This window comes from Pantoea endophytica (genome assembly GCF_002858935.1).
Classification (GTDB): Bacteria; Pseudomonadota; Gammaproteobacteria; order Enterobacterales; family Enterobacteriaceae; genus Pantoea; species Pantoea leporis.
Window position 1 is genome coordinate 222,549 of the sequence record NZ_PJRT01000009.1, and the last position, 23,563, is coordinate 246,111.

Annotated in this window: 22 protein-coding genes and 3 tRNA genes; 11 read left to right on the top strand and 14 right to left on the bottom strand. The window is 55.4% G+C overall.

All coding sequences use genetic code 11. The features are described 5' to 3' along the window. Positions 1-151: 151 nt before the first annotated feature. Complete coding sequence (ettA, locus tag PZBJ_RS08930; RefSeq protein WP_097095007.1) at positions 152-1,819, top strand: energy-dependent translational throttle protein EttA; 1,668 nt, start codon at positions 152-154, stop codon at positions 1,817-1,819. Positions 1,820-1,869: 50 nt separating this feature from the next. Here the strand turns inward: ettA and nadR are convergent, their stop codons facing one another. The 3 genes from nadR to serB all read right to left on the bottom strand — a co-directional run bounded on the left by nadR (position 1,870) and on the right by serB (position 5,578). Further along, a complete protein-coding gene (gene nadR / locus PZBJ_RS08935) occupies positions 1,870-3,096 on the bottom strand; it encodes a multifunctional transcriptional regulator/nicotinamide-nucleotide adenylyltransferase/ribosylnicotinamide kinase NadR (protein ID WP_101762180.1) in 1,227 nt (408 codons plus the stop codon). A gap of 105 nt (positions 3,097-3,201) precedes the next feature. After that, positions 3,202-4,587 (bottom strand): DNA repair protein RadA, encoded by a 1,386-nt coding sequence (radA, locus tag PZBJ_RS08940; protein WP_007886867.1) that lies wholly within the window; start codon positions 4,585-4,587, stop codon positions 3,202-3,204. Between the two features lie 13 nt (positions 4,588-4,600). After that, on the bottom strand, positions 4,601-5,578 hold the full coding sequence (gene serB / locus PZBJ_RS08945) for a phosphoserine phosphatase (protein WP_101762181.1): 978 nt from the start codon (positions 5,576-5,578) through the stop codon (positions 4,601-4,603). 107 nt (positions 5,579-5,685) lie between these two features. On the opposite strand from serB, the gene PZBJ_RS08950 reads away from it, so the two are divergent. Then, positions 5,686-6,366, top strand: coding sequence for a YtjB family periplasmic protein (locus PZBJ_RS08950; protein ID WP_101762182.1), 681 nt, complete (start codon positions 5,686-5,688; stop codon positions 6,364-6,366). Here PZBJ_RS08950 and yjjJ read toward each other — a convergent pair. The 4 genes from yjjJ to PZBJ_RS08970 form a co-directional block, all read right to left on the bottom strand. Beyond that, the gene (yjjJ, locus tag PZBJ_RS08955; RefSeq protein WP_101762183.1) at positions 6,363-7,685 is read right to left on the bottom strand and encodes a type II toxin-antitoxin system HipA family toxin YjjJ; all 1,323 of its coding nucleotides are present in this window, start codon (positions 7,683-7,685) and stop codon (positions 6,363-6,365) included. The genes PZBJ_RS08950 and yjjJ overlap by 4 nt on opposite strands. A gap of 122 nt (positions 7,686-7,807) precedes the next feature. Continuing rightward, positions 7,808-8,491, bottom strand: coding sequence for a pyrimidine 5'-nucleotidase (gene yjjG / locus PZBJ_RS08960; RefSeq protein WP_101762184.1), 684 nt, complete (start codon positions 8,489-8,491; stop codon positions 7,808-7,810). A gap of 8 nt (positions 8,492-8,499) precedes the next feature. Then, positions 8,500-8,940 carry a ribosomal protein S18-alanine N-acetyltransferase gene (gene rimI / locus PZBJ_RS08965; RefSeq protein ID WP_101762185.1) on the bottom strand — a complete coding sequence of 147 codons (441 nt, stop codon included), beginning with the start codon at positions 8,938-8,940 and terminating at the stop codon, positions 8,500-8,502. After that, positions 8,912-9,322 (bottom strand): DNA polymerase III subunit psi, encoded by a 411-nt coding sequence (locus tag PZBJ_RS08970; RefSeq protein WP_101762186.1) that lies wholly within the window; start codon positions 9,320-9,322, stop codon positions 8,912-8,914. Before PZBJ_RS08970 ends, rimI begins: the two co-directional genes overlap by 29 nt. Before the next feature lie 106 nt (positions 9,323-9,428). Here PZBJ_RS08970 and rsmC point away from each other — a divergent pair, with 106 nt between their 5' ends. The 4 genes from rsmC (at position 9,429) to PZBJ_RS08990 (ending at position 10,916) form a co-directional block, all read left to right on the top strand. Continuing rightward, positions 9,429-10,460 (top strand): 16S rRNA (guanine(1207)-N(2))-methyltransferase RsmC, encoded by a 1,032-nt coding sequence (gene rsmC, locus PZBJ_RS08975; protein WP_101762187.1) that lies wholly within the window; start codon positions 9,429-9,431, stop codon positions 10,458-10,460. Between the two features lie 132 nt (positions 10,461-10,592). Next, positions 10,593-10,679 (top strand) — tRNA-Leu (locus PZBJ_RS08980). Positions 10,680-10,713: 34 nt separating this feature from the next. Continuing rightward, a tRNA-Leu gene (locus PZBJ_RS08985) sits at positions 10,714-10,800 on the top strand. Positions 10,801-10,829: 29 nt separating this feature from the next. Beyond that, a tRNA-Leu gene (locus tag PZBJ_RS08990) sits at positions 10,830-10,916 on the top strand. Positions 10,917-11,009: 93 nt separating this feature from the next. On the opposite strand, the gene PZBJ_RS08995 is transcribed toward PZBJ_RS08990, so the two are convergent. Beyond that, positions 11,010-11,294 carry a DUF1435 domain-containing protein gene (locus PZBJ_RS08995; RefSeq protein WP_101762188.1) on the bottom strand — a complete coding sequence of 95 codons (285 nt, stop codon included), beginning with the start codon at positions 11,292-11,294 and terminating at the stop codon, positions 11,010-11,012. Positions 11,295-11,521: 227 nt separating this feature from the next. On the opposite strand from PZBJ_RS08995, the gene PZBJ_RS09000 reads away from it, so the two are divergent. The 3 genes from PZBJ_RS09000 (at position 11,522) to PZBJ_RS09010 (ending at position 14,137) form a co-directional block, all read left to right on the top strand. After that, on the top strand, positions 11,522-12,616 hold the full coding sequence (locus PZBJ_RS09000) for a GGDEF domain-containing protein (protein WP_101762189.1): 1,095 nt from the start codon (positions 11,522-11,524) through the stop codon (positions 12,614-12,616). Positions 12,617-12,782: 166 nt separating this feature from the next. Then, positions 12,783-13,577: a siderophore-iron reductase FhuF gene (gene fhuF / locus PZBJ_RS09005; RefSeq protein ID WP_101762190.1), complete on the top strand. Its 795-nt coding sequence runs from the start codon at positions 12,783-12,785 to the stop codon at positions 13,575-13,577. A 95-nt stretch (positions 13,578-13,672) separates the two neighbouring features. Beyond that, entirely contained in the window at positions 13,673-14,137 is a 465-nt protein-coding gene (locus PZBJ_RS09010) for a YbaK/EbsC family protein (protein WP_101762191.1), read from the top strand. Here PZBJ_RS09010 and PZBJ_RS09015 read toward each other — a convergent pair. The 4 genes from PZBJ_RS09015 to PZBJ_RS09030 form a co-directional block, all read right to left on the bottom strand. Beyond that, on the bottom strand, positions 14,134-15,354 hold the full coding sequence (locus PZBJ_RS09015) for an MFS transporter (protein WP_101762192.1): 1,221 nt from the start codon (positions 15,352-15,354) through the stop codon (positions 14,134-14,136). The genes PZBJ_RS09010 and PZBJ_RS09015 overlap by 4 nt on opposite strands. A 241-nt stretch (positions 15,355-15,595) precedes the next feature. Next, positions 15,596-16,573 carry a nucleoside hydrolase gene (locus PZBJ_RS09020; RefSeq protein WP_101762193.1) on the bottom strand — a complete coding sequence of 326 codons (978 nt, stop codon included), beginning with the start codon at positions 16,571-16,573 and terminating at the stop codon, positions 15,596-15,598. A 12-nt stretch (positions 16,574-16,585) separates the two neighbouring features. Beyond that, complete coding sequence (locus tag PZBJ_RS09025; protein WP_101762194.1) at positions 16,586-17,608, bottom strand: LacI family DNA-binding transcriptional regulator; 1,023 nt, start codon at positions 17,606-17,608, stop codon at positions 16,586-16,588. 75 nt (positions 17,609-17,683) lie between these two features. Further along, positions 17,684-19,066, bottom strand: coding sequence for an MFS transporter (locus PZBJ_RS09030; RefSeq protein WP_101762195.1), 1,383 nt, complete (start codon positions 19,064-19,066; stop codon positions 17,684-17,686). Positions 19,067-19,650: 584 nt separating this feature from the next. On the opposite strand from PZBJ_RS09030, the gene PZBJ_RS09035 reads away from it, so the two are divergent. Next, the gene (locus tag PZBJ_RS09035) at positions 19,651-20,205 is read left to right on the top strand and encodes a histidine phosphatase family protein (protein WP_101762196.1); all 555 of its coding nucleotides are present in this window, start codon (positions 19,651-19,653) and stop codon (positions 20,203-20,205) included. Here PZBJ_RS09035 and PZBJ_RS09040 read toward each other — a convergent pair. Continuing rightward, positions 20,202-21,155, bottom strand: a complete 954-nt coding sequence (locus PZBJ_RS09040) for a YncE family protein (protein ID WP_101762197.1) — start codon at positions 21,153-21,155, stop codon at positions 20,202-20,204. The two genes, PZBJ_RS09035 and PZBJ_RS09040, sit on opposite strands and share 4 nt — an antisense overlap. Before the next feature lie 414 nt (positions 21,156-21,569). Between PZBJ_RS09040 and PZBJ_RS09045 the strand changes: the two genes are divergently transcribed. After that, the gene (locus PZBJ_RS09045; RefSeq protein ID WP_101762198.1) at positions 21,570-22,583 is read left to right on the top strand and encodes a glycosyltransferase family 32 protein; all 1,014 of its coding nucleotides are present in this window, start codon (positions 21,570-21,572) and stop codon (positions 22,581-22,583) included. Here PZBJ_RS09045 and PZBJ_RS09050 read toward each other — a convergent pair. Next, positions 22,557-23,480 carry a LysR family transcriptional regulator gene (locus PZBJ_RS09050; protein ID WP_101762199.1) on the bottom strand — a complete coding sequence of 308 codons (924 nt, stop codon included), beginning with the start codon at positions 23,478-23,480 and terminating at the stop codon, positions 22,557-22,559. The two genes, PZBJ_RS09045 and PZBJ_RS09050, sit on opposite strands and share 27 nt — an antisense overlap. Positions 23,481-23,563: the final 83 nt, after the last annotated feature.

A 23,563-nucleotide genomic window follows, 5' to 3' on the forward strand; every position in this document is an offset into this window, starting at 1 on the left:
CCCAGGAGCATACATTAGTATGTGACTGGGGTGGACACACGCAGCCAACGCACCTGCAGCGCGAAGTATGACGGGTATGAATAAAGGGTGAAAACAGCTAAACTTCTGTACCTAAAGTTCATAACTCACAGACCAAAAGGCTCAATACAACGTGGCTCAATTCGTCTATAGCATGCATCGCGTCGGCAAGGTCGTTCCGCCGAAGCGTCACATCCTGAAGAATATTTCTCTTAGCTTCTTCCCTGGAGCAAAAATCGGTGTACTCGGCCTGAACGGCTCGGGTAAATCGACGCTGCTGCGCATCATGGCCGGTATCGATACCGATATCGAAGGGGAAGCACGCCCACAGCCGGGCATCAATGTGGGTTATCTGCCGCAGGAACCGCAGTTGAACCCGGAGCACACCGTGCGTGAATCCGTTGAAGAAGCGGTATCCGAAGTGGTTGGCGCGCTGAAGCGCCTCGACGAAGTGTATGCGCTGTATGCCGATCCCGATGCGGATTTCGACAAGCTGGCCGCTGAACAGGGCCGTCTGGAAGAAGTGATCCAGGCGCACGATGGTCACAACCTCGATACCCAGCTGAACCGTGCCGCCGACGCGATGCGTCTGCCAGACTGGGACGCCAAAATCGCTACCCTTTCCGGTGGTGAGCGCCGCCGCGTTGCGCTGTGCCGTCTGCTGCTGGAAAAGCCAGACATGCTGCTGCTCGATGAACCGACCAACCACCTGGATGCCGAATCCGTGGCGTGGCTCGAGCGCTTCCTGCACGACTTCGAAGGGACCGTTGTGGCGATCACGCATGACCGTTACTTCCTGGATAACGTGGCTGGCTGGATTCTGGAACTGGACCGCGGTGAAGGTATTCCGTGGGAAGGTAACTACTCTTCCTGGCTGGAGCAAAAAGATCAGCGTCTGGCGCAGGAAGCTTCTTCTGAAGCGGCGCGTCGCAAATCTATCGAGAAAGAGCTGGAGTGGGTGCGTCAAGGCGCGAAAGGCCGTCAGTCGAAGGGCAAAGCCCGTCTGGCACGCTTTGAAGAGCTGAACAACACCGATTACCAGAAGCGTAACGAAACCAACGAACTCTTCATTCCACCTGGCGCTCGCCTCGGCGACAAAGTGCTGGAAGTGACCAACCTGAAGAAATCGTATGGCGATCGCGTGCTGATCGACGATCTGACCTTCTCTGTACCGAAAGGCGCAATTGTTGGCATCATCGGTCCGAACGGCGCGGGTAAATCTACGCTGTTCCGCATGATGTCAGGTCAGGAGCAACCGGATTCCGGCACCATCGAGCTGGGCGAAACCGTCAAGCTGGCGTCAGTTGATCAGTTCCGTGACGCGATGGACAATTCCAAAACCGTGTTTGAAGAAGTGTCTGGCGGTCAGGACATTATGCGCGTTGGCAACACCGAGATGCCAAGCCGTGCTTACGTTGGTCGCTTCAACTTCAAAGGCACCGATCAGGGCAAACGCGTGGGTGAGCTGTCAGGGGGTGAGCGCGGTCGTCTGCACCTTGCCAAGCTGCTGCAAGTCGGCGGTAACCTGCTGCTGCTCGATGAACCTACCAACGACCTCGACATAGAAACTCTGCGCGCGCTGGAAAACGCCCTGCTGGAATTCCCGGGCTGTGCCATGGTGATCTCGCATGACCGTTGGTTCCTCGACCGTATCGCCACCCACATCATCGATTATCAGGATGAAGGCAAGGTGGAGTTCTTCGAAGGTAACTTTACCGAGTACGAAGAGTACAAGAAACGCACCCTCGGCGCCGACGCGCTCGAGCCGAAGCGTATCAAGTACAAGCGTATGGCGAAGTAAGTCTGTTGCTGTGAAAAAGGCGCCATTAGGCGCCTTTTTTTATGGCTGAATCAGCTGCCCAGCATCTGCTTTACTAACTCGACACAACGCAGGAAGCGCGTGTCATAGTCATCTTCTTTAACGTGCACAAACTCGATATTGTTTTCACGCAGCATGGTGATCAGCATGGTCTGGAACTCGCGACGATCCATTGAGCTGCCGAGGCTGCGCAATCCATCCGCTACCCAGGGCACGTTGTTTTCCAGCAAAATCACCAGGTCGAAACGGTATTCATCAATTAACGCCTGCACAAACGGGTGCTCGCGACCTTCGTACTTGAGGCAAAACGCCTGCGTAGTGATGAAATCGGTATCGATAAAGGCGACTTTACTGGCGTACTTCACCGCGAAGTCGATGTACTGGGCCTGACCGAGCGCGATTTTGTCGTAGTCGGAATATTGCAGCGCCATCTCGTCGCCACCGAGGTGCGAGAAGACATAATCGCGGCCATATTCCCATGCGCTGGTGGTGTTGAAGATGTTCGCCAGCTTGTTCACCAGCGTTGATTTGCCGCTCGACTCGCCGCCCAGCACCGCCACGGTGCGCACGAAGAACGGCTTCACTTCGGTCGGAATATATTCCCAGTAGCGGAATGGATCCTGACGAATCTGCCCGCCGCTGATGTTCATAAAGGATCGATTGGGATCGATCACCACCGCTGGAATGCCGAGGTGCTGCTCATACATCGCGGCATCGGCTTCTTCACTGGTGTAGATACAATTCGGCTCAATGCCCTGCTCAGCCAGAAAGGTTTTGACGCCGCCGCTCCACACATCCCAGCCGTGCGGATAAGGTTCAATGCCCTCTTCATCAAACGAATGGATGCGGATGTTTTTCTGGTATTTGAAGGTTTGCAGCAACCAGCGTAGTCGATCGCTGATGGTCGGCTGCTGCGACATGGCGCTGTTTTCAAACAGTTCACGATCGCGCGGCTCGTCGTGGCCCATGATGATATGCAGCTCATCCACCTGACTGCAGGCGCGCTGGATTAAATATATGTGGCCGGTATGCAGCGGATAAAATTTCCCGAACACCACGCCAACGGTTTTATCGCGGCGCGGAAATTCCAGGCCAAGAAAACGGTGCAGCGCTTCCAGCTTCTGCGCGCTCGGGCTTTTAATTTTGGCGTTGAGCAGCTGGCTTAAGTAGCCTTTGGTCATTCCGCTGGCGTCGGCAACCTGCTGCAGCGTGTGGCCTTGCTGGCGAATGGCTGTTTTCAGGTAGTCAAACGATGACATTTAGTGCCTCCTGCGTGGAATAAAGGGCGGTGCGGCCTTTAAGACGGTGCGCATAAATGCGCACCCTACAAACGTAGGGTCGGCATTCATGCCGACCGGTAAAACTTACAACTCATCCAGAATCGCTAACGCATCCGCCAGCTTCTTTGCGCTGTACACCTTCATCCCTTCGACCGGTTTCTTCGGTGCATTACCGGCCGGGACGATGGCGCGCTTAAAGCCGTGTTTCGCCGCTTCGGAAATGCGCTCCTGGCCGCTTGGCACCGGGCGAATTTCACCGGCAAGGCCCACTTCACCAAAGATCACCAGATCCTGCGGTAGCGGACGATCGCGGAAGCTCGATACCATCGCCATCAGCAGCGCCAAATCGACGCTGGTTTCGGTGACTTTTACGCCGCCGACCACGTTAACGAACACATCCTGATCCGCCATCTGCAAGCCGCCGTGGCGATGCAGTACCGCTAACAGGATTGCCAGGCGATTCTGCTCCAGACCCACCGCGACGCGGCGTGGGTTGCCCATCATCGAATGGTCCACCAGCGCCTGAATCTCGACCAGCAGCGGACGCGTACCTTCCCACAGCACCATCACCGAACTGCCCGAGGTGATCTCATCACCGCGTGACAGGAAGATGGCCGACGGATTGCTGACTTCGCGCATGCCTTGTTCGGTCATGGCGAACACGCCCAGCTCATTCACCGCGCCAAAGCGGTTTTTATGGCTGCGTAAGGTGCGGAAACGGGAATCAGCGTCGCCATCCAGCATCACCGAACAGTCGATACAGTGTTCCAGCACTTTCGGGCCGGCCAGCGAACCGTCTTTGGTGACGTGACCGACCATGATGATCGCCACGCCGCGCGTTTTGGCGAAGCGTGTCAGGTAGGCGGCCGTTTCACGCACCTGCGCTACGCTGCCCGGCGAGGATTGGATCTCCGCCATGTGCATTACCTGAATCGAGTCGATCACCATCAATTTCGGCTGCTCCTGCTCGGCGATCAGGCAGATCTGCTCGATGCTGGTTTCCGACAACATATTGAGATTTTCGGTCGGTAATCCCAGACGATGGGCGCGCATCGCCACCTGTTGCAGTGACTCTTCGCCGGTGACATACAGGGTTTTCATCCCTTCTGCCAACTTGCACATCACCTGCAGCAGCAGCGTCGATTTACCGGCACCCGGATTACCACCAATTAAGATGGCGCTGCCCGGCACCACGCCGCCGCCCAATACGCGATCGAACTCTTTGAAACTGGTTGAGAAACGCGGCAGGGCTTCGAGGCTGATCTCCGACAGCTTCTGCACGCGGCTAACGCCCGCGTTGCCGCCGGCATAACCGCTCAGGCGCTCATTACGCGCCGCCGCAGGCGAGGCGGCAATGCGCACCTCGGTGATGGTGTTCCACGCATGGCAGGCGCTGCATTGCCCCTGCCAGCGCGGATAATCAGCGCCGCATTCGTTACAAACGAAGGCGCGTTTTGCCGCTTTGGCCAAATCAAATCCTCAGTTAACGCTCTTCGTGAATCAGGCTGCCGGTCAGGATGCAGAACACACCCATCAGGTCAGCATGACGGATGATGATTTCCGTCTGCTCATTCACTTTAGGTTTAGCATGATAGGCGATACCCAGCGCCGCGGTTTTAATCATCGGCAGATCGTTGGCACCATCGCCAATCGCCACGGTTTGTTCCGGCGCAATTTCAAAGCGCTGTGCCAGATCGTTCAGGGTATCGGCTTTAAATTGGGCGTCGACAATTTGTCCCAGCACCTGGCCGGTTAGCTTGCCGTCGCGAATTTCCAGCTCGTTGGCCACCGCCGCGGCTAAATGCAGCGTCTGGCGCAAATAGTCGGCATAGAAGGTAAAGCCGCCCGAGGCGATCGCCACCTGCCAGCCCAGCGCCTGCAGCTTCTGCACCAGCGTGGTTAAGCCTGGCATCAGCGGCAGCGCATCGCGCACTTGCATCAGGATATTGGCATCGGCGCCCGCCAGGGTGCCGACGCGCTCGCGCAGGCTGGCTTTGAAATCCAGCTCGCCGCGCATCGCGCGCTCGGTGACTTCCGCCACCTGCTCGCCGCAACCCGCCAGTTTGGCGATCTCATCGATGCACTCAATCTGGATCGCGGTGGAATCCATGTCCATCACCAGCAAACCTGGCGTTTTCAGATGCGGGATTTTGCCGAGCGGTGCCACATCAAAACCGGCTTCATGCGCCAGTTTGCTGGCGCGCGGCGTCAGCGAGCCTGCCAGACGTATCACCTGATACTCATCGACATTCCAGGCGCTGACGATCACCATCGCCGCCCCCAGCTTATGCTGATAATCGGTGAGTTTTTGTTTATCGAGCCCGCGCCCATACAGCAACCAGCCAGTCCGACCAGCACGGTAATCCAGCGGCATCACTTCATCACCGCTGAGGGAAAGGGGTAAACCCGGCCAAAGTGAAACATCGGCGGGCAGATCGCACCAGGTAAGACGATTTGGCATTACAGCTCCTGTAGGGACAACAAAACCACGCAAGAGGCTACCTTGTCTGCGCGGGTTCTGGCAACATAATTGCCAGCCTTTCTGCTGTTACATCACACGGGTTTCTGATGGTTAAAACCGCACTGAAATTTCGCCTGCATCGCACGGTGATTGTTCTTATCTCGCTGGCTCTGTTAGTGGTTCTGATGCAAGGCGCATCCTGGTTTAGCCTCGGCCATCAAATGGCTCGCTCTGAACAAGTGGAAGAACTGGCGCGCACGTTGACCAAACAGGTGGCGTTTAGCCTTAAACCGTTGATGGATAACAGCGACGATAACCGCACGCAGATTGCCGCCATCCTCAATCAGATGACCGACAACAGCCGCATTCTTGATGCTTCCGTCTACGCCGATGATGGCAGCCTGGTGGCGCACAGCGGCGAAAGCATTAATGTGCGTGATCGGCTGTCGCTGGATGGCAAACGCGCTGGTAGCTACTTCAACCATCAAATTGTGCAGCCGCTGGAAGGCAAAGATGGCCCGCAAGGTTTCCTGCGCGTCACGCTGGATACTCACGTGCTGGTGACGGAATCACGTCAGGTGGATAACACCACCAACATCCTGCGCCTGATGATGTTACTGGCGCTGGCCATCGGCATTATCCTGACGCGCACCCTGCTGCGCGACCGTCGCACCCGCTGGCAGCAATCGCCGTTCCTGCTAACGGCGAGCCGCACGGTGAAAGAGGATAAAGAGAAAGAGCAAGAAGAGGCGGCGGCGGCAACCACAGAGACTGAAAAAGAGCGTTAAGCCATTTTATACATTGTTACTTCCATCGCTTCCAGTTGCTGTAATGCCTGCCCGGCAATGCTGCGGAAGTTCGCGCTAAACGCAGCATCCTCTGCAATCGCCTGCCAGTAGATTTTCGCCATAGCGCTGGCAGCGCGCCACACGGCGCCTGGCAGCGCGAAATCCAGCGTCAGTTTGACTTCATCGCGCATGTGCCCCTGAGAATTGGGCGCCAGCGCCATCGGCAGCATGTCGTAAGCCGGTGTCAGGCTGAAACGTTCTTCATCAGTAAAGAAAGACAGATTGCCCGCGTGCATGTCGCTATTGGCAATCAGTCGTCCAAACGCCCACTGCAAAGTCCCGCGTTCAACCGCTACCGCATCAACACGTTGCTGACGCTGCAACTCACGCAGCGCATCCGGCCAGTGTTGTTGATGGCCGATAAACTCTGCGCTTACCGCTTCTAATGAACTCATGCAGCGTCGACCCCGTTGATGAATGCGATCAAAACGCTGCACTTCGAGGAACAATTGTCCTTCACTATCAATCAGCTGGCTATGTGCGGCAGGCAATCCCGCCGCCAGTAAATGTTGCAACGCCAGATGCTCCGCGCGTAACAAATCACGCCAGCGCTCAGCATTATCACTTTGACGGGCGACGGTAAATTTCACCAGACAATGACGATCGCCATTCGCCGTTGCGGCATAGCACAGGAATTTCGGTTGTTCGCCGCCAGCCGATGAGCCCGGTTCATCGCCGCTCAGCGCCTGTTGTGCCATCAGCGGATAACGCGCGATTTTTTGCGCCTCGCTGATGGCTTGCGGTGCGGGCTGTTGCAGCCAACGCTGGTATGTCATGTCGCCAACAATAAAAGCGCCCGGCATATCGATGCCGCCGCTTGCCAGCGCCATCAGGCACTGCTCATCACTCCAGAGACGAATATCATCCGTCAGCCCGAGCTGTGGCGCGTATTCACGGCCCCATTGTCGGCCCAGAAAACCTTGCGGACGCATCTCCTGCAGGAACCACGGTAAGCCGTCATAAAAGCGGCCTTGATCGTGCTGGTCCAGATGCAGACAACTGCCCTGCGGCCAGGTTGGCAAAAGGATGCCAGCGGGCGATGCCTGGCCTTCAGCAGAAATACGATACAGCGGGAAGCGGCTTTCACCCCGGATGGGCCGCAGCAACGCATAACGCGTCGCGCGCGCTTTGCCCCATTTGATAATCTGCGGCTGCTGACGCAGTTGGCGTGAAAGCGTGGCCTGGCTGATATGCAATCGAGCCAGCAGATCCGCCGCGCTAAGCGGTCCTTCCAGCAGCAAACTTTGTAGCTCAGCCATTGCCGCCACCTTGCCTGATGAATAGATTGATGAATAGATTCATGCATAGATAATAACATAAAAAAAAGCCCGCACAGCGGGCTTCTCAGCATCATCACGATGGTAACGATGAATAGATACTTTTAACCTTCCGTCAGAATCGTTTCCAGCTCGGCCAGCGTTTTCACCTGCCAGGTTGGCGTGATGTGATCGGGTAACGGACGCGTACCGTGATCGATCCAGCAGGTCTTCAGGCCGGCATTCATGCCGCCGAGAATATCTGATTCTGGCGTATCGCCGACCATCAGCACGCGGCTGCGATCCGGGTTGCCCAGCAAGGCCAGCGTGTGATCAAAAATCGCCACGTCCGGTTTCGGTACGCCAACTTCTTCAGAAATCACCAGCGCATCAAACACATCGAGGAATCCGGTACGCTCAAGGCGCGCCTGCTGTAACGCAGTGAAACCGTTGGTAATGATGGCGATTTTCACTTTGCCTTTCAGCGTTGATAACAGATGAGCTGCGCCTTCCAGCGGCAGGCAGATATCGGCCATTGCGCTGAGGAAATCGCTGTTGAGTACTTCGGGTGCGACGCTCAGCTTTTCGCCCCACAAGGTGAAGCGGCGCGTTTGCAGCTGCAGTGCGGAAATGGTGCCGTTCTGGTAATCGACCCACAGCGGCTTGTTGATCGCCTGATAATCGGTGTAATCCTGCGCAGAAAATTGCACGTCATAGCGGGCAAACATGCGCTGCAAACCAGCGTAAGCATCGAAATGGAAAAGCGTTTCGTCTGCATCAAACAGGATGCAGTCCCAATCGTTTAGCATGGTGCTCCTTAAAGCGTTAGCGCCATAATGATGGCATCTTCTCGTCCGCTGGCAGTGGGATAATAGTTGGGGCGTACGCTCACCTGATGGAAATCCAGCTGCTCATACAACGCAATCGCCGGCATATTTGAGGCGCGCACTTCCAGCCACAGCGTCATCACGTCGCGCTGCTCGAGCTCAGCAATCAGATGCTGCAACAGCTGGCGCGCCAAGCCGCGGCGCTGGAAGTCGGGATCCACCGCAATATTGAACAGCGACGCTTCATCCAGCACCACTTGGGTGATGGCGAATCCGGCCAGCTTACCTTCAACTTCAATGCGGATATTAACGAAACGTTCGCCTTGATTGCTGCTAAACGTCTGCTCGCTCCACGGAAAAGCATGTGCGCGGCGCTCAATCGCCAGCAGCTGCGGCTGGTCTTCAGGGGTGACTAAAGAGATGGCTGTCATGGTTACACATCTGTTGCCACAGGGCGCGTTTTGCTGCGCCGCTGCTGATCAGTTCATTGAAAACGGCGGTGTTGAAGGTAATGCCGTTAAAGGGATGTTCGCTCTCAACGCCCAGCAGCCAACCGGCGCAATCGACCTGCTCCGGCAGCATTTGCAGCTGGTCTGGCGTTAACGCCATGACCTGCGCGGGTTGAATGTTCAGCGCGCGCAGCACGTCGCGAATCAGCGGTTCTTGTAGCGTGGGTGCCTGTTCGGCCACCAAAACCAAACGCGTGTCGGGCAAAAGCGTGACGGCAATTTCCCCTTGCAGCACGCGCGGACGCCGCAGCTGATACTGCGTAATCCCCATTTGCTGTAGAAGCCAGTCGCGCCTTGTGCTCATGCTATTACCCGTTATGCTGCCAGAATGCGACGCTATGCTAGCAAACCCATCGAACATGCGCCAACAAAGCACTATAATCGCGGCTCTGATTTAACAGGAGCGTTCCATGTCTGCTTTTACCCCGGCCAGCGAAGTGATTCTGCGCCACAGTGATGAATTTACCGCCCGCAACGTTTTGTTTGCTGGCGACCTGCAGGATGACCTGCCCGCCCAGCTAGAAACCGCGTCGAGCCGCGTGCATACCCAGCAATATCATCACTGGCAGAACCTAAGCCATCGCCTTGGTGAACGTGCGGTTTACAGCATGGTTGCAACCGCTGCCGATGTTGAAGGCTGCGATACGCTGGTTTATTACTGGTCGAAGAACAAACCCGAAGCGCAGTACCAGCTGCAAAACCTGCTCTCTTTGCTGCCGGTAGGCTGCGATATCTTCGTGGTGGGTGAAAACCGCAGCGGCGTGCGCAGCGCCGAAGGCATGCTGGAAGCGTGGGCGACGCTGGAGAAAGTTGATAGCGCGCGTCGTTGTGGCCTGTATCACGGTCGTCTCGATAAGCAGCCAACCTTTGATGCCAGCAGCTACGGCCATACTTATCAGCTCGAGGATCTCACCATCCATACCTTGCCGGGCGTGTTCAGCCGTGATGGTCTGGATATCGGCAGCGATCTGCTGCTCTCCACGCTGACGCCGCATTTCCGTGGCAAAGTGCTGGATATCGGTTGTGGTAGCGGCGTGCTGGCAACTGTGATGGCGAAAGTGTCGCCGCGCGTGCGTCTGTGGCTGTGTGATGTGCATGCTGCTGCGATTGAAGCGAGTAAAGCTACGCTGGCCGCCAATGAACTGGAAGGTGAAGTGTTTGCCAGTAACGTGTTCTCTGACGTTACCGGCCGTTTCGACATGATCATCTCTAACCCGCCGTTCCACGATGGCCTGCAAACCAGCCTTGAAGCGGCTAACACGCTGATTCGCGGTGCGCTTAAGCATCTGAACAGCGGCGGCGAACTGCGTATCGTGGCTAACGCCTTCCTGCCATATCCACAAATTCTGGATGAAACCTTTGGCAATCACGAAGTGCTGGCGCAAACCGGACGCTTCAAAGTCTATCGCGCCGTATACGGTCGCGGTGCCAAAACGCGTTAACAGCAGCGCGGCGGCAGAAACGTTGCTTTTTACAGCGATCGTTTTGCCGTCGCGAAATATGTGTTGACGCAATGAGTAAAATCTCTAAAATGCGCCTCCGTGGTTAGCAATACTTTAGGGTGTTGTTAGTTTGCGATGGTGGCGGAATTGGTAGACGCGCTAGCTTCAGGTGTTAGTGTCCTTACGGACGTGAGGGTTCAAGTCCCTCCCTTCGCACCAAACTAAAATCACACAGTTTATATCTGCGCACTGAGCGATGGTGGCGGAATTGGTAGACGCGCTAGCTTCAGGTGTTAGTGTTCTTACGGACGTGAGGGTTCAAGTCCCTCCCTTCGCACCAATGCGACGATATAAACAGACAACTAAGATGCGATGGTGGCGGAATTGGTAGACGCGCTAGCTTCAGGTGTTAGTGTTCTTACGGACGTGAGGGTTCAAGTCCCTCCCTTCGCACCAACAGTTGTCACTCCTTTCGAGCAGTAAATCCCCCGAAAGATTTTTCAACGAACTTCACGCTCTCAGCGTGATGTTGTCGTTTCTGCGATTTGATCAGATAACGTGGAAATTGACCGACACCGCCGCTAAGCCGCCCGCCAATGCCATACAAGATGGCAGCAACAGATAGTGACGCAGGCGATGGTGAAACAGCATCACCACGGTCAGCAGCAGTGCCACAATCATCACCACTCGCCATTGACTGAAACTCGGTTCCCATAACGCAAAAATCGGCATCGCCGCGCAGGGTAATAACACGCCCCAACCGCTATCCAGACGTTTACCCATTACCCAGCTCACGCCCCATAGTCCGCAGGCGGCTATTATCGCCATGATCATCGCGCAACCCTCAAATGATAAATATTCGCATTATCATATGACAATATTTCTCATCTTGCAGCGAATTTTTGTCGCAAGCCATGCCGGATGACAGAATTACTGGAAAATGCTAAATTGCCGCCGATAACAATATCGCTAACACAACAATAACGTGCTCTCTATCCGGGTAGGTAAACTATTACTTGCGGGTAGCGCTTTGATATATCAGGGCTGTCACGAGAATAATAATGAAATTACAATCTTATGATGAGTTGAAACAGAGTAAATATCGGCTGTCGCTGATGCTTTTTCTGTTTCTTAATGTCGCCGTTTCGCTTTTTTGCCTGCTGCCGATTTTAGGCAGCGATAGCCCAATACGCTCGCTGCCGGTGGACGTTGTAGCGGGCTTCAGCTCCACGCTGCTGGTTATTTGCTTAATGGCGTCAAAACAAAAATTACCGCTATTAAATCCTGTGGCTTTTATTTTGGGTGCGCTGTGGGCGTGGCATATTAACCACAGATATCATCTGGTTTACTATTTTGATGGCAGCTTTTTAATTATCAGCCTGTTAAGCGTGTTCTTTATCAGTGCCATTGCGCTGAGTGATTATTTGATTGCATTCTGTTTACACATCACACCGCCGGTATTAACCGTGCTGTTATTGGATGATGGTCAGCATTTAATGATGATCTTATTCACCATTACGCTGCCATTAATCGGCTTTTCACTGCACCATTTAATGCGTCGTCGCTTTGATACCTTCACCCGTCGGCTGGTTAGCCAGCTGTATGAGGAAAAAGAGAGCTTCAGCGATTTGAGCATGCTCGATCCGCTTACCGGCTTGTACAACCGCCGTGGATTGAAGAATCGCCTTGATACCATTCTGGAAAACCACGCCGGCAGCCACTTTGTGCTGCTGCTGGATATCGACCACTTCAAAGCCTACAACGACAATTACGGCCATGCGATGGGCGATCAGGCGCTGGCGCGCGTGTCCGTGGCGATCCGCGACGCGGTGCGTTCGCGCGATGTGGTCACACGCTACGGTGGCGAAGAGTTTCTGGTGCTGATGACCAATGTAAACGCCTCAATCGCAATGAAACTGGCTGAACGCATTCGTCAGTACGTGGTGGATTTGGAAATTCCGCACCGCTTCAATGATAAAGTCTCGACGCACGTCACCATCAGCGCTGGCATCGCGCCCATCTTTGCTGACGATTTTGACCAGGCAGTCGCCAATGCTGACCGCGCGCTGTATGTGGCGAAAAATCAGGGACGTAACACTATTCTGGCGTGGGAGGATTTGCCGAAATTGACGCAGGCGAGTAATGAACTGATATAAAGCCTTGTCATTACCCAACGCACACCTCGTCGCGGCGCAATTTTTTGCGCGATAAAACGCGCCGCGACGAAATGTGCGTTAACAGTTGCATGTGCAGAAATGTTGTTCAAAATGCTGGGAACGATTATCATTTGTCTCTCGATTCCCGTTATCACTCAGGACCGGCATGGCCATCATCACGCGTCAGGATCATCGCTTCAGCGAGCATCCACTGATCTTTATGCAGAGCGATCGCAGTTTAGCGAGCGCACTGGAAGATCTGATGCGCGATCAACGCAGCTACATGCTGGATAACCTCAAGCTTGGCCAGCCGGCACCCGCCGGGACGTTAACTCTGGCTGAATGGTCCAATCCGCTTCACTATCGCCGCCTGACGCAGCGCTACAGCGATTATCTCTATCGCGATCATCCTGATGTGCAGCAGGAAGCTAAGCCGCTGCAATCGCTGTGGGCGCAGTGGTATTTTGGCCTGCTGCTGCCACCGCTGATGATGGCGTTATTGCAGGAACCGCGTGCGCTGAACTGCTCGCCGCATCTGATTCACGTTGAGTTCCACGAAAACGGCCATCCGTGCGCTTTCTGGCTGGATGTGCAGGAAGATGAGGATGCGCGCTACCTCAATGCCCAGCAGCGTATCGATCGCCTGATTCAGCAATGCCTGATTCCGGCGGTTAACGGCATGACGCAGCACGGTGATATCAATGCGAAGCTTATCTGGAACAACATGGGCTTTTCGTTTTACTGGTTCCTTGGTGAATTGAAAAACCAGTTGCCAGAAGAGAAGATTTTGCAGCTGGAACAGGCGCTATTTTTCAGCAAATCCCTGCTCGATGGCAGCGATAATCCGCTGTATCGCACCATGATCCCGCGTAATGGCGAAATGGAACGACGCAGCTGCTGCCAGCGCTATCGTATCCCCGATGTAGAACGTTGCGGTAACTGCACGTTAAAAGCGGTGTAGCACCCGCGCATTCTGTTACAGATTCTCCTTTTCTCCCGTTTACACTTTTCCAGGCTTATGGCATTTTTTCGGCTCTGTTTTTACCGGAGATAACAATGAGCCTGGAGTCGGTACGGCACTTCTTTGCCGAACATGCACCGGATATCGACATCATCGAGATGCCGCAAAGCACCGCCACCGTTGAGCTGGCCGCACGCGTTCATGGCGTTCAGCCTGGGCAAATCGCCAAAACCCTGTCGCTGAAAGTGAAAGATGCCATCGTGCTGATCGTTACGCGCGGCGATGCGCGTCTCGACAACCGCAAGCTGAAAGCTGCGCTCGGCGCCAAGGCGCGCATGTTAAGCGTGGATGAGGTGGTGAACTGGACCGGACATCCGGTCGGCGGCGTTTGCCCGTTCGGACTGGAAAATCCGCTTACCGTCTATTGCGATGTGTCGCTGCGCAGCTTTGACGAAGTGCTGCCCGCAGCCGGATCGATTCATAGCGCGGTGCGCATTTCGCCGCAGCGCATGGCGGAACTCACCGCGGCGAACTGGGTTGACGTCTGCGAGGCGCTTTAAGACGACTCGCGCGCGGCGGCACCGGAGATTTCGATGCCGCGCGTCTCGCGACCAAAGGCCACTAATACGCAAATCAGCACCGCCACCGTTCCGGCGACAATCGCCATGCCCAAACCATAATTGCCGCCGTGCGCCTCGGCGATACGCGACTGCAGCGTCGCATTCACGGAGGCGATCAAATTCCCCAGCTGATAGACAAAGCCCGGCAGCACCGCGCGCGCATTGGCGGGCACCAGTTCGGTGAGATAGGTCGGCACCACGCCCCACGCGCCCTGCACCATAAACTGCATCAGAAACGCGCCGATACCGATCATCCATGAACCACTGGAGAAGGCCCACAGCGGCAACACCGGCAGCGCGAGGAATGACGCCAGAATAATCGCGCGCTTACGGCCAATGCGCTCGGACAATGCACCAAAGGTAATGCCGCCCAGCATCGCCGCGATGTTGTAGCTGATGGCAATGATGCTGACGGTGTGCGGATCAAACTGATGCTGCACTTTCAGGAAGGTGGGATAGAGATCCTGCGTACCGTGGCTGAAGAAGTTAAAGCAGGCCATCAGCAGCACCATATAGATACAGATTTTCCAGTGCTGGCGGATAATCGGCAGCAGCGCATTGCTCTCTTTTCGCTCGCGCGCCGCCAGCCACACCGGCGATTCCGGCACTTTGAAGTAGATAAACGGCAGCAGCAGAATCGGCAACGCGCCAATCAGGAACATGCCGCGCCAGCCGACCGTTTCGAAGAACAAACCAAAAATCACCGACGCCAGCAGATAGCCGCACGGATAACCCGCCTGGAAGATGCCGGACATCAAGCCGCGCGAGCGATCCGGAATGGTTTCCAGCGCCAGCGACGACGCCACGCCCCAAATCCCCCCCATCGCCACGCCGTAAATCACGCGGAAACCGAGGAACGCCGTGAAGGTGGGCGACCACGCCGAAAGCAGCTCAAACGCCGAGAACATCACGATATTGAGCATCAAAATCGGTCGGCGGCCATACTTCTCCGCCAGCCGACCAAACAATAGCGCGCCGATCGGACGCACGGCGAGCGTGAGCATGATGGCAAGAGAAACATCGGAGACGCTGGTATGGAAATATTGGGCAAGATCGCTGAGGACAAACACTAAGATGAAGAAGTCGAACGCATCCAGCGTCCAGCTCGCGAAACTGGCAAAAGCCACGTTGCGCTGGGTCGCAGTCCAGTTGAACATGTTGGTATCCTGTCTGATGAGCTTCCGGTTCGTTGGCCGGATTTATAGTAGAAGTTACCGCGCGAATAATTTCACGGGTTACTAATTTGTTAACTATTTGTATATAGCATGTCAGAAAGGCGGGCTGTGGCGGGAATTGTCAGCGAGTGATGCGCGGTGTAAAAAAACGTGTCATTGATGGAGGCAATATCCTGTAGCGGCGCGTTTTATCGCGCCGTTACGGCAGGTGCAGTCAACGGTTTTATAACTGATTAAATGCCTTTTCGATCATCTCAAGCAGCAGCGCATTATTAACGGTTTGAATCACATGCACCAAGGCGCCGGTCTGCGGTGGCACGCCAATATCCAGCCGCAGCGGCGTGCGATAACGCCAGCTTTTGCCGCGCGTGGCGCCAGGCCGCAGCTCAATATCCACATGATAATCCACGCCGTCGGCGACACGCTGATTCAGCAGCCACGCCACCACCAGCGCATCGTGTATCCAGCAACCTGGCAGATGACGGGTGCGGATCGAATAATCGATCCACGGCCGTAACGTCTCGCGCACAAACTGCGGCAACGGATGATCGTTAGCGGTCAGCCGCGTGAGATCCTGCTGTGTCATCAGGGTTTGCGTGGTGGCATCCATCGGTACCAGCGTGATAGCAGCACCGCTGTGCAGCACCTGATGCGCGGCTTCCGGATCGAGGCCAAAATTGGTGTCTTTGATGTAATCATCCAGCGCGAACACGCCGCCCATAATCACAATCTCTGCCACCGATTCAGCCATCTCTGGATAACGCTGCAGTGCCAGCGCCACGTTGGTCAACGGGCCAATGGCTACCAGCGTAAACTCACCGGGATTGTCACAAATCAGTTGGCCCATTACGCCAGCCGCATCATGTCCATCCGCCGGAATACGCTGCGGTTGACGAACGCCGCGCCACAGTTCACCGAGCTTTTCATCAGCAACGTTATCAAGACGCGCACGCCACGGCGCAGGATCTTCACGCAGCGCCTGCAGCGCGCCCTGCACCACCGGAATGTTGCGTCCCAGCCGCTGCAGCAGATCTTTCGCGACCTGCGCACCCACCGCGCTCGGCGTGTTGCCGGTCACAGTGGTAATCAGTTCCAGCGACAGTGACTTTGAGGCCAATGCTAACGCCAGCGCGAGGCCATCGTCGGTGTTGGCACCCGCTATACCGTTTCCCGGATCACAATCAATAATCAATCTTTTCATAGTGTTATAATTTTATTCTTGTTGAGTAAGCTGGCAGCCACAGGACTCACCGATTTCTAAATGGTGAGGAAATTCCGCCAGCTTCGCGTCGCCATCCCAATTTTTGAGCATAGCAATCGCACTGCGCGCCATATCGCGCAGCGGCTGACGTACGGTGGTGAGCGTCGGCACATGAAACGCCGACTGATCGGTACCGTTAAAACACACCAGCGCGACATCCTGCGGCACGCGCAGTCCATGCTCCGACAGCGCACGAATGCAGCCAATCGCCTGGCCTTCATTACTGGTAAACAGCGCGCGCGGCACACGACCGCTGGCCACCATGCGCTGCGCGGCGTCGTAACCGCCCTGCCGCGTGTAGCTGGCAGGGAAAATCATTGCCTCATCGGCCAGCAACCCTTTCTGCGCCAGCGCATCGCGCCAGCCGTGAATACGGTCCTGCGCGTTAAGCATGTCCAGTGGACCGCTGATCATGCCCACCTGCTGATAACCGTGGCTGAGCAGATGCGCGGTCACCTGGCACGCCGCTTCGCGCTCATTGACGCGCAGCATGCCAACGCCTGGACGCGGCTCAATGCGATCCAGCATCACCAGCGGCGTACCGCTGGCCTGAATCACATCGATGTAGGGATGGCGATCGACGCTGTTGTAAAACAGGCCATCAACCTGACGATTTAACAGGCCCTGAATAATCTCCAGCTCGCGTTTGCGATCGTCGCCGGCATCCCCCAACAGCATGACGTGGCCGTGATTCATCGACTCCTGCAACAGCATGTGCGCCATCGAGGCAACAAAGGGATTGCCGATGTTTGGCACCACTAAACCAAAGGTTTTAGTGCTGCCCGAAGCCAGCGCGCGCGCCACCGCGTTGGGGCGATAGCCGGTCTGTTTGATCGCCTCCAGCACGCGCTGACGCGTGGCTTCTGCCACCGGACGCGGGCCGTTATTGATCACGTAACTGACCACCGCCACCGAGGTGCCGGCGATTTTTGCCACGTCCGTGCGCGTTACGTTTCCGGTTGGAGATTTCGCCATTCCTTTGCCCCTGCGTAAATGCCATTGGCCGGAATATCCGGCCAATGGGGGTTGTGATTTACGCGATCCTGCTGGTCAGATGGCATCTTCCGGCAGATTGAGATCGCGTCCGCGCGTTTCCGGCGCCACGAAAGTGGTGAGAAAACCGATGCTGGCCATCGCCGTGAAGTAAACCGCGATCGGCCACCAGTGTCCGGTAAACGACAGCAGCGCCGCCGCCACTAATGGTGCGGTGCCTCCTGAAAGGATAGACCCTAGCTCTTTCGCTACCGCCATCTTGGTATAACGACGCTTCACGCCAAACATCTCGACGCCCCACGCTGCCTGCACGCCGAAAATACCCAGCGATGCCAGCGCCATGCCGACCACAATCACCGCGATGACAATCGTCGGGTCGCGGCTGTCCATCAGGCTAAAGGCGGGCCAGGCGTAGAACATCAGCAATAAGCAGAAGCAACGATAGGTTATACGGCGACCAAAGCGATCCGACAGCCAACCGGCAAACGGAATAATCACGAAGCCAAGTAACGAGGCGATGAACACCGCAGTGGTGGGCACCGACTTATCGATCATTAGCACTTTGGCGACGTAACCGACGATAAAGCCCTGCGCCAGATAAGAAGGGCCGTTTTCGCCGATGCGTAAACCCACCATGGTCCAGAAGGCCCGGGTGCGACGCCAGAAACTGCGCGTATCCACTTCTGCTTTCGCCTGCGCCAGCGTGGCGTTTCGTTCGGCCTGCAATTCCGCCTGCTGGCGTTCAAACACTGGCGTTTCTCGCAGATGACGACGAATCCACAACGCCACCACCGCGATCAGTACGCTGCTGAGGAACGGAATACGCCAGCCCCACGCCAGCAAGCTCTCTTTGTCCATCTGGATCACCGCCAGCCAAACCAGCGAGGCGATCAGCGTGCCGCTGTTTGAGCCCAGCGCAATCACCGATGAGACCAAACCACGACGCTCAACCGGCGCGTATTCGCCCAGCATCACTGTGCCGCCGGACAACTCTGCGCCCGCCCCCAAACCCTGGGTAAAGCGCAGCAGCACCAGACACGCCGGTGCCCAAACGCCAATGCTGGCATAGGAGGGAATCAAACCGATTAATGTTGTGGAGGCGCCCATCAGAATGATGGTCGAGATCATCACCGTTTTGCGGCCTTTACGATCGCCGATCCAGCCGAAAAGCAAGGCACCAATCGGGCGGGCAATAAAGCCAACCGACCAGGTGGCAAAACTCGAGAGCAAGGCGATAGTCGGCGTGGCTTCGGGGAAGAAGACATCACCAAAGATAATGCCGGCAGCGAGGCCATACAGCGCAAAATCCGCATATTCCATCGCGGTGCCGAGCCAGCACGAGAAGGTGGCGCGCCAGAAATCTTTGCGGCCGGATGATGTTTCAAGCCGCGCGTCGGCAGCTGAGGAGGATGTCAGTGAGCTTTGTTGCGAAACCGTCATAACCCAATCCCTGAATGAGGTAAAAACAGCAAACGCCCTTCCGTGGGTCAGTTCCCTTGCAACAAGCGGAACTCCCCGGTGGCGACGTTCAGTAGGCAAACCTGGATGAAAAATCAGTAATGAATTCCCTGGTGTTGGAATCCGCTTCTTCGCCTGTTCCCGCCGATGTAATTTTCATCGATCGCATTAGTAAGGCAAATGTAACTGGGTCATCTCAAGGCCAACTTCGTCTCTGGCACCGTGAGTTATCACTATGGGCATAGTCTATCTACGCGCGTAGATAAATCAAGCAAAAATAGTGATATTTATTAGATAAACTTCACTATAACTCATGAGCACAAGATAAAAGAGGCGTTAATTCATGACATTACATCTAATGCGCGTATGCAAGAAATGTCTGATTACAACGTAATTAACGATTATTGCTTACCATTTAACGGCGCAGACTGCATCTTCATCGCGCTGGTTTTCGCACAGTTCAGTTAAGGTTTAATGACACACCCGCAATATTCTTAAATGCCGTTACCGGTGCGCGACTGACTCAGCGTCTGCATTACACTGGAGAAAGATCACTCAGGAGCGCTATGACCATTATTCTTATGCGACACGGTAAACCCGATCATCCGGTCACGGGGCGCTTCACGGCTCGGGCGCTGGCCGACTGGTGTGAAGGTTACGATCAGGCTGATATTTGCGACTCCCCGCCGCCGCGCAGTCAGACCATTGCGCGCCTGGCGAGTGTGATCGCCACCAGCCCGCTGCCGCGCGCCCGTTCGTCATTAACGCGTCTCGGTTTACAGCCGCACGCGGTGGATGAGGTTTTTAACGAAGTGGCGATACCGACGTTGCCGTTTGAGCGCTTACATCTGCCGCTCAACGTCTGGCTGGCGCTATTGCGCTTGTTGTGGCTGTGCGGCTATGCCGGCCATGTCGAATCGGTGCAGCATGCGCGAGAACGTGCCCGTCTGGCGGCGGATAAACTGGTGGTGCTGTCGCAGCAAGGCACGGTGTTATTGGTTGGGCACGGCATCATGAATAAGCTGATTGCACGCGAGTTACGCAAGCGCGGCTGGCAGGCCGAAAAACATGCCAGCAGCCGCCACTGGAGCAGTGCGATTTATCATCGCCCGTTTATTTAAGGTTTGAGCTGAAAGTAACTCAGCACTTCACAACCGGTACCGGCCTGCGGCGTGGCAATCACTTTCATCTGCTGCAGATCAATCAGGCTGAGCGAACCGTCGCCCTCATTAGCAATCAGCAAGCTGTGATTATCCTCACTGAAGCAGCCATCCATCGGCTTGTTGCCAACATGAATATCGCCGAGCGGATTGAGCAGCTCGTCAAACAGCGTCACCACCGGCTCCTGATCGCCAATCGCCACCAGCCGCTCGCCGTTGGCACTGAAGCGCACCACCTGACACGGTTGCTGGTGGCCCGGCAACGTCAGGCGCTGGCGGATACGATGGCTTTGCCGATCCACCACATACAGCAGCGGCGCATCGGCGGCGCTCGCCACCAGATAAGGATGTTTCGGCGAGGCGGCGATGCCGGAAATCGGGCCGGGCATCAGAATATTGTCAATAATCCGCCCTTCCGCCTCACACAGATCCACCACGGTAATGCTGGCGTCCTCTTCATTCTCGGTGAACAACTTGCGACCGCTGGGCGACAAAGTGAGTCGGTGCGCATTGTGCGAAGGTAGCTGAATGGTTTTCTCCACGCGATCGCTAACGGGATCAATCACCGCCACCGCCGCGCTGTTTTCACAGCAGAGATAAACTTTACCGTCTCGTCCCAGCTGGCCGCTGTGCGGTGCTTTTAACGGCGACAGATCGATAAAACCGCTGATCTGCCGCAGGCGTAGATCGATGATCGCCACTTTGTGGCCGGGATGCGGATTGTCGCCGTGAATGCCGTCGCCGTAGATCGGCACGTAAGCTTTCTCCAGCTGCGGCAGCATCAGAAGCTCGTGTGGACGCGGCGGAAAGGCATTTAACTCTTGTTCAACGGCAAAGGTTTCGGGATTGAGAAACAGCACGCGATTGCCCTGCTTATCGACCGCCAGTAATCCACGGTTGTGTCGCTGCATAGTGTCTCCTTTTGTTCGTCACCTCCTTTAAGCGTAGCCAACCCGCAATCAGGAGGGGATTTTCGCGGCAGGCCAGCGAAAAATGCAGCGAGGTTAACACGTGATCTCACACGCAATTTTTAATCCGCCCCGCGACTTACGCCACGCTATTGTTATTTTATTAGGAATAGTCTTAATGAGATAAAATAGAATAATCAACAATCCACGCGGTTATTTATCGTTAATTTAAAGCTTAACGGATCCTTGATTTTCCGGTTTATCTGAAAGGATCAAAAAGTGATAGCCGCGCCGCACAGAATGTTTTATTAAGCATAGGAGAGTACTTTTTTACACACAGCCTAAAGGACAATCAAGAGCGCTCAGCGCCGCGATCAGGGACGCCTTGCCAGCATAATCACAATAATCAGGTGCATCATGAATAAAAAACGCCTTCAGCCAGCGTTAACCCTCTGGCATAACTGGAAAAGACTCGCTTTTACCAGCCAGACTTTCCTGCAGAAAAAACAGCATAATGCGCTCTGTGCGCCGGAATACGATCCCAGCCAGGAGGACAATATCGTGTTACTTTCTGGCGAAAAAGATCTGCCAGAGATTCCAAAGAAAGTCTGGATGTATTGGGATAATGAATATTTACCGAAATCAATGGCGTTAAATATTAAAAAGATTCGTCAGGATAATCCCGATCATGAAATTCATTTATTAAATCGTTTAACGATAAAAGAAGTTTTACCGGATTTTATCTTTACCTCGACCCAATTAACCGCCCAACAACGCAGCGAAGTGATTCGTCTGGAATTACTGTTGCGTTATGGCGGCATTGCCATTGATTGCAGCACTTTATTATTTGAAGATCTCTCCTGGGTACATCGCGCGCATCAGGAACGTCGCATGGATGTGATTGGTTATTATCACGAAAACGCCACCGTCAACTATCTCGCGCCGGTGATTGAGAGCTGGTTCCTGGCGGCAACCGCCAATAATCCCTTTATCCGCGAGTGGCAAAAACATTACGCACCGATCAAACATCTCGGCGAACAGAATTACTTCAGTGAATTGACCAAGCGCGATGATTATTCCCTGCTGACGCAGAAAATTGCGCAGCCGCAGCAGCAATTAGGTTCTCTGGCGCAGCAGATCGCCATGCGCGAACATCGCCGGGTGAATCTCTATCTGCGTAAATGCGAGGCGAACGCTTATTACTATCAGCGTTTAAGCGGCTGGAAAAGCGAGGCGTTTGCCCACGCGGTGCTGTTTCACCAGCGTCCACTCACGCCGCCACCGGTGATTAAACTCAGCGGCAATGAGCAGTTGCATCTCGACTTCAACCTGCGGCTCGGCAACTACAACCGCGGCAGTTTGTTGGGTCAGATGATGCAAACGCCTGCGCCGATCGCGCTGGCATCACCCATCAACAAAGCGCGCGCGTAACCAGTGAATTAAGGTGGTCACCGCCCGTGGTACCTGTGCGGCATACGGGCGCACCACCCACAACCGGTCGGCGAACGCATCCACCGCTTGCCACTGCGGCAGCACCTGCTGCAACGTGCCGCTGGCGAGTGCCGCGCTGGCGCTGAAATCCGGCAGCATCGCAATGCCCAAACCCTGCAATGCGGCATCGCGGATCGACTCGCTGTTGTTGGTGGCAAAGTTGCCCTGAATCTTCACCTGCACGGTTTCGCTGCCGCCGTCCGCTAATCGAAAGCGCCACTGCGGCGATTCGAGTCCGCGCGGATAATAAAGACAATTGTGCTGCTGCAACGCCTGCGGTGAATCCGGCAGGCCGTTTTGCGCCAGATATGCCGGCGACGCCACCAGCAACGCGCGGGTTTCACACAGCGGCAGCGCAACATGGGTTTCAGGCAGGCTATCACTGTGGCGAATCGCCAGATCAAAGCCTTCACTGCCGAGCGACACCAGACGATCGGTGACATCCAGCTGCAAGCGCACCTGCGGATAGTCGCGCAGGAAATCGCCAATGATCGGCACCAGTTGCTGACGCGCAAACGCCACCGGCGCTGTGACGCGCACCATGCCACGCACTGGACCGGCTTCATCGCGCACGCTGAAAAAGCTCTGCGCGATACGCGCGAAGGGATCGCGCAGCTCATCCACCAGCTTTTCACCGGCGGAAGTCAGTCGCACGCTGCGCGTGGTGCGCTGCACCAACGCCACGCCCGCCATCTTTTCCAGCTCTTTAATCTTCTGACTCATCGCCGCTTTACTGACGTCTAATCGTTCCGCCGCGCGCGTAAAACTGCCGAGCTCAGCCAGCACGGTTAACCAGTGCAAATGGACCCAAAGGCTATCGGTTTTAATTTCTTTCATATCGATTGTTCAAAATAATAAATAATCAATTCAACCAGCGCGCTTTTTCTTTCCGGCAGCAAGCGGCAGCATAGCGCCACATC

Coding starts and splice junctions, on each gene's coding strand:
- nadR (WP_101762180.1), bottom strand. CDS start 3,096: ATGTCATCGTTTGACTACCTGAAAACAGCCATTCGCCAGCAAGGCCAC.
- serB (WP_101762181.1), bottom strand. CDS start 5,578: ATGCCAAATCGTCTTACCTGGTGCGATCTGCCCGCCGATGTTTCACTT.
- PZBJ_RS08950 (WP_101762182.1), top strand. CDS start 5,686: ATGGTTAAAACCGCACTGAAATTTCGCCTGCATCGCACGGTGATTGTT.
- yjjJ (WP_101762183.1), bottom strand. CDS start 7,685: ATGGCTGAGCTACAAAGTTTGCTGCTGGAAGGACCGCTTAGCGCGGCG.
- yjjG (WP_101762184.1), bottom strand. CDS start 8,491: ATGCTAAACGATTGGGACTGCATCCTGTTTGATGCAGACGAAACGCTT.
- rimI (WP_101762185.1), bottom strand. CDS start 8,940: ATGACAGCCATCTCTTTAGTCACCCCTGAAGACCAGCCGCAGCTGCTG.
- PZBJ_RS08970 (WP_101762186.1), bottom strand. CDS start 9,322: ATGAGCACAAGGCGCGACTGGCTTCTACAGCAAATGGGGATTACGCAG.
- rsmC (WP_101762187.1), top strand. CDS start 9,429: ATGTCTGCTTTTACCCCGGCCAGCGAAGTGATTCTGCGCCACAGTGAT.
- PZBJ_RS08995 (WP_101762188.1), bottom strand. CDS start 11,294: ATGATCATGGCGATAATAGCCGCCTGCGGACTATGGGGCGTGAGCTGG.
- PZBJ_RS09000 (WP_101762189.1), top strand. CDS start 11,522: ATGAAATTACAATCTTATGATGAGTTGAAACAGAGTAAATATCGGCTG.
- fhuF (WP_101762190.1), top strand. CDS start 12,783: ATGGCCATCATCACGCGTCAGGATCATCGCTTCAGCGAGCATCCACTG.
- PZBJ_RS09010 (WP_101762191.1), top strand. CDS start 13,673: ATGAGCCTGGAGTCGGTACGGCACTTCTTTGCCGAACATGCACCGGAT.
- PZBJ_RS09015 (WP_101762192.1), bottom strand. CDS start 15,354: ATGTTCAACTGGACTGCGACCCAGCGCAACGTGGCTTTTGCCAGTTTC.
- PZBJ_RS09020 (WP_101762193.1), bottom strand. CDS start 16,573: ATGAAAAGATTGATTATTGATTGTGATCCGGGAAACGGTATAGCGGGT.
- PZBJ_RS09025 (WP_101762194.1), bottom strand. CDS start 17,608: ATGGCGAAATCTCCAACCGGAAACGTAACGCGCACGGACGTGGCAAAA.
- PZBJ_RS09030 (WP_101762195.1), bottom strand. CDS start 19,066: ATGACGGTTTCGCAACAAAGCTCACTGACATCCTCCTCAGCTGCCGAC.
- PZBJ_RS09035 (WP_101762196.1), top strand. CDS start 19,651: ATGACCATTATTCTTATGCGACACGGTAAACCCGATCATCCGGTCACG.
- PZBJ_RS09040 (WP_101762197.1), bottom strand. CDS start 21,155: ATGCAGCGACACAACCGTGGATTACTGGCGGTCGATAAGCAGGGCAAT.
- PZBJ_RS09045 (WP_101762198.1), top strand. CDS start 21,570: ATGAATAAAAAACGCCTTCAGCCAGCGTTAACCCTCTGGCATAACTGG.
- PZBJ_RS09050 (WP_101762199.1), bottom strand. CDS start 23,480: ATGAAAGAAATTAAAACCGATAGCCTTTGGGTCCATTTGCACTGGTTA.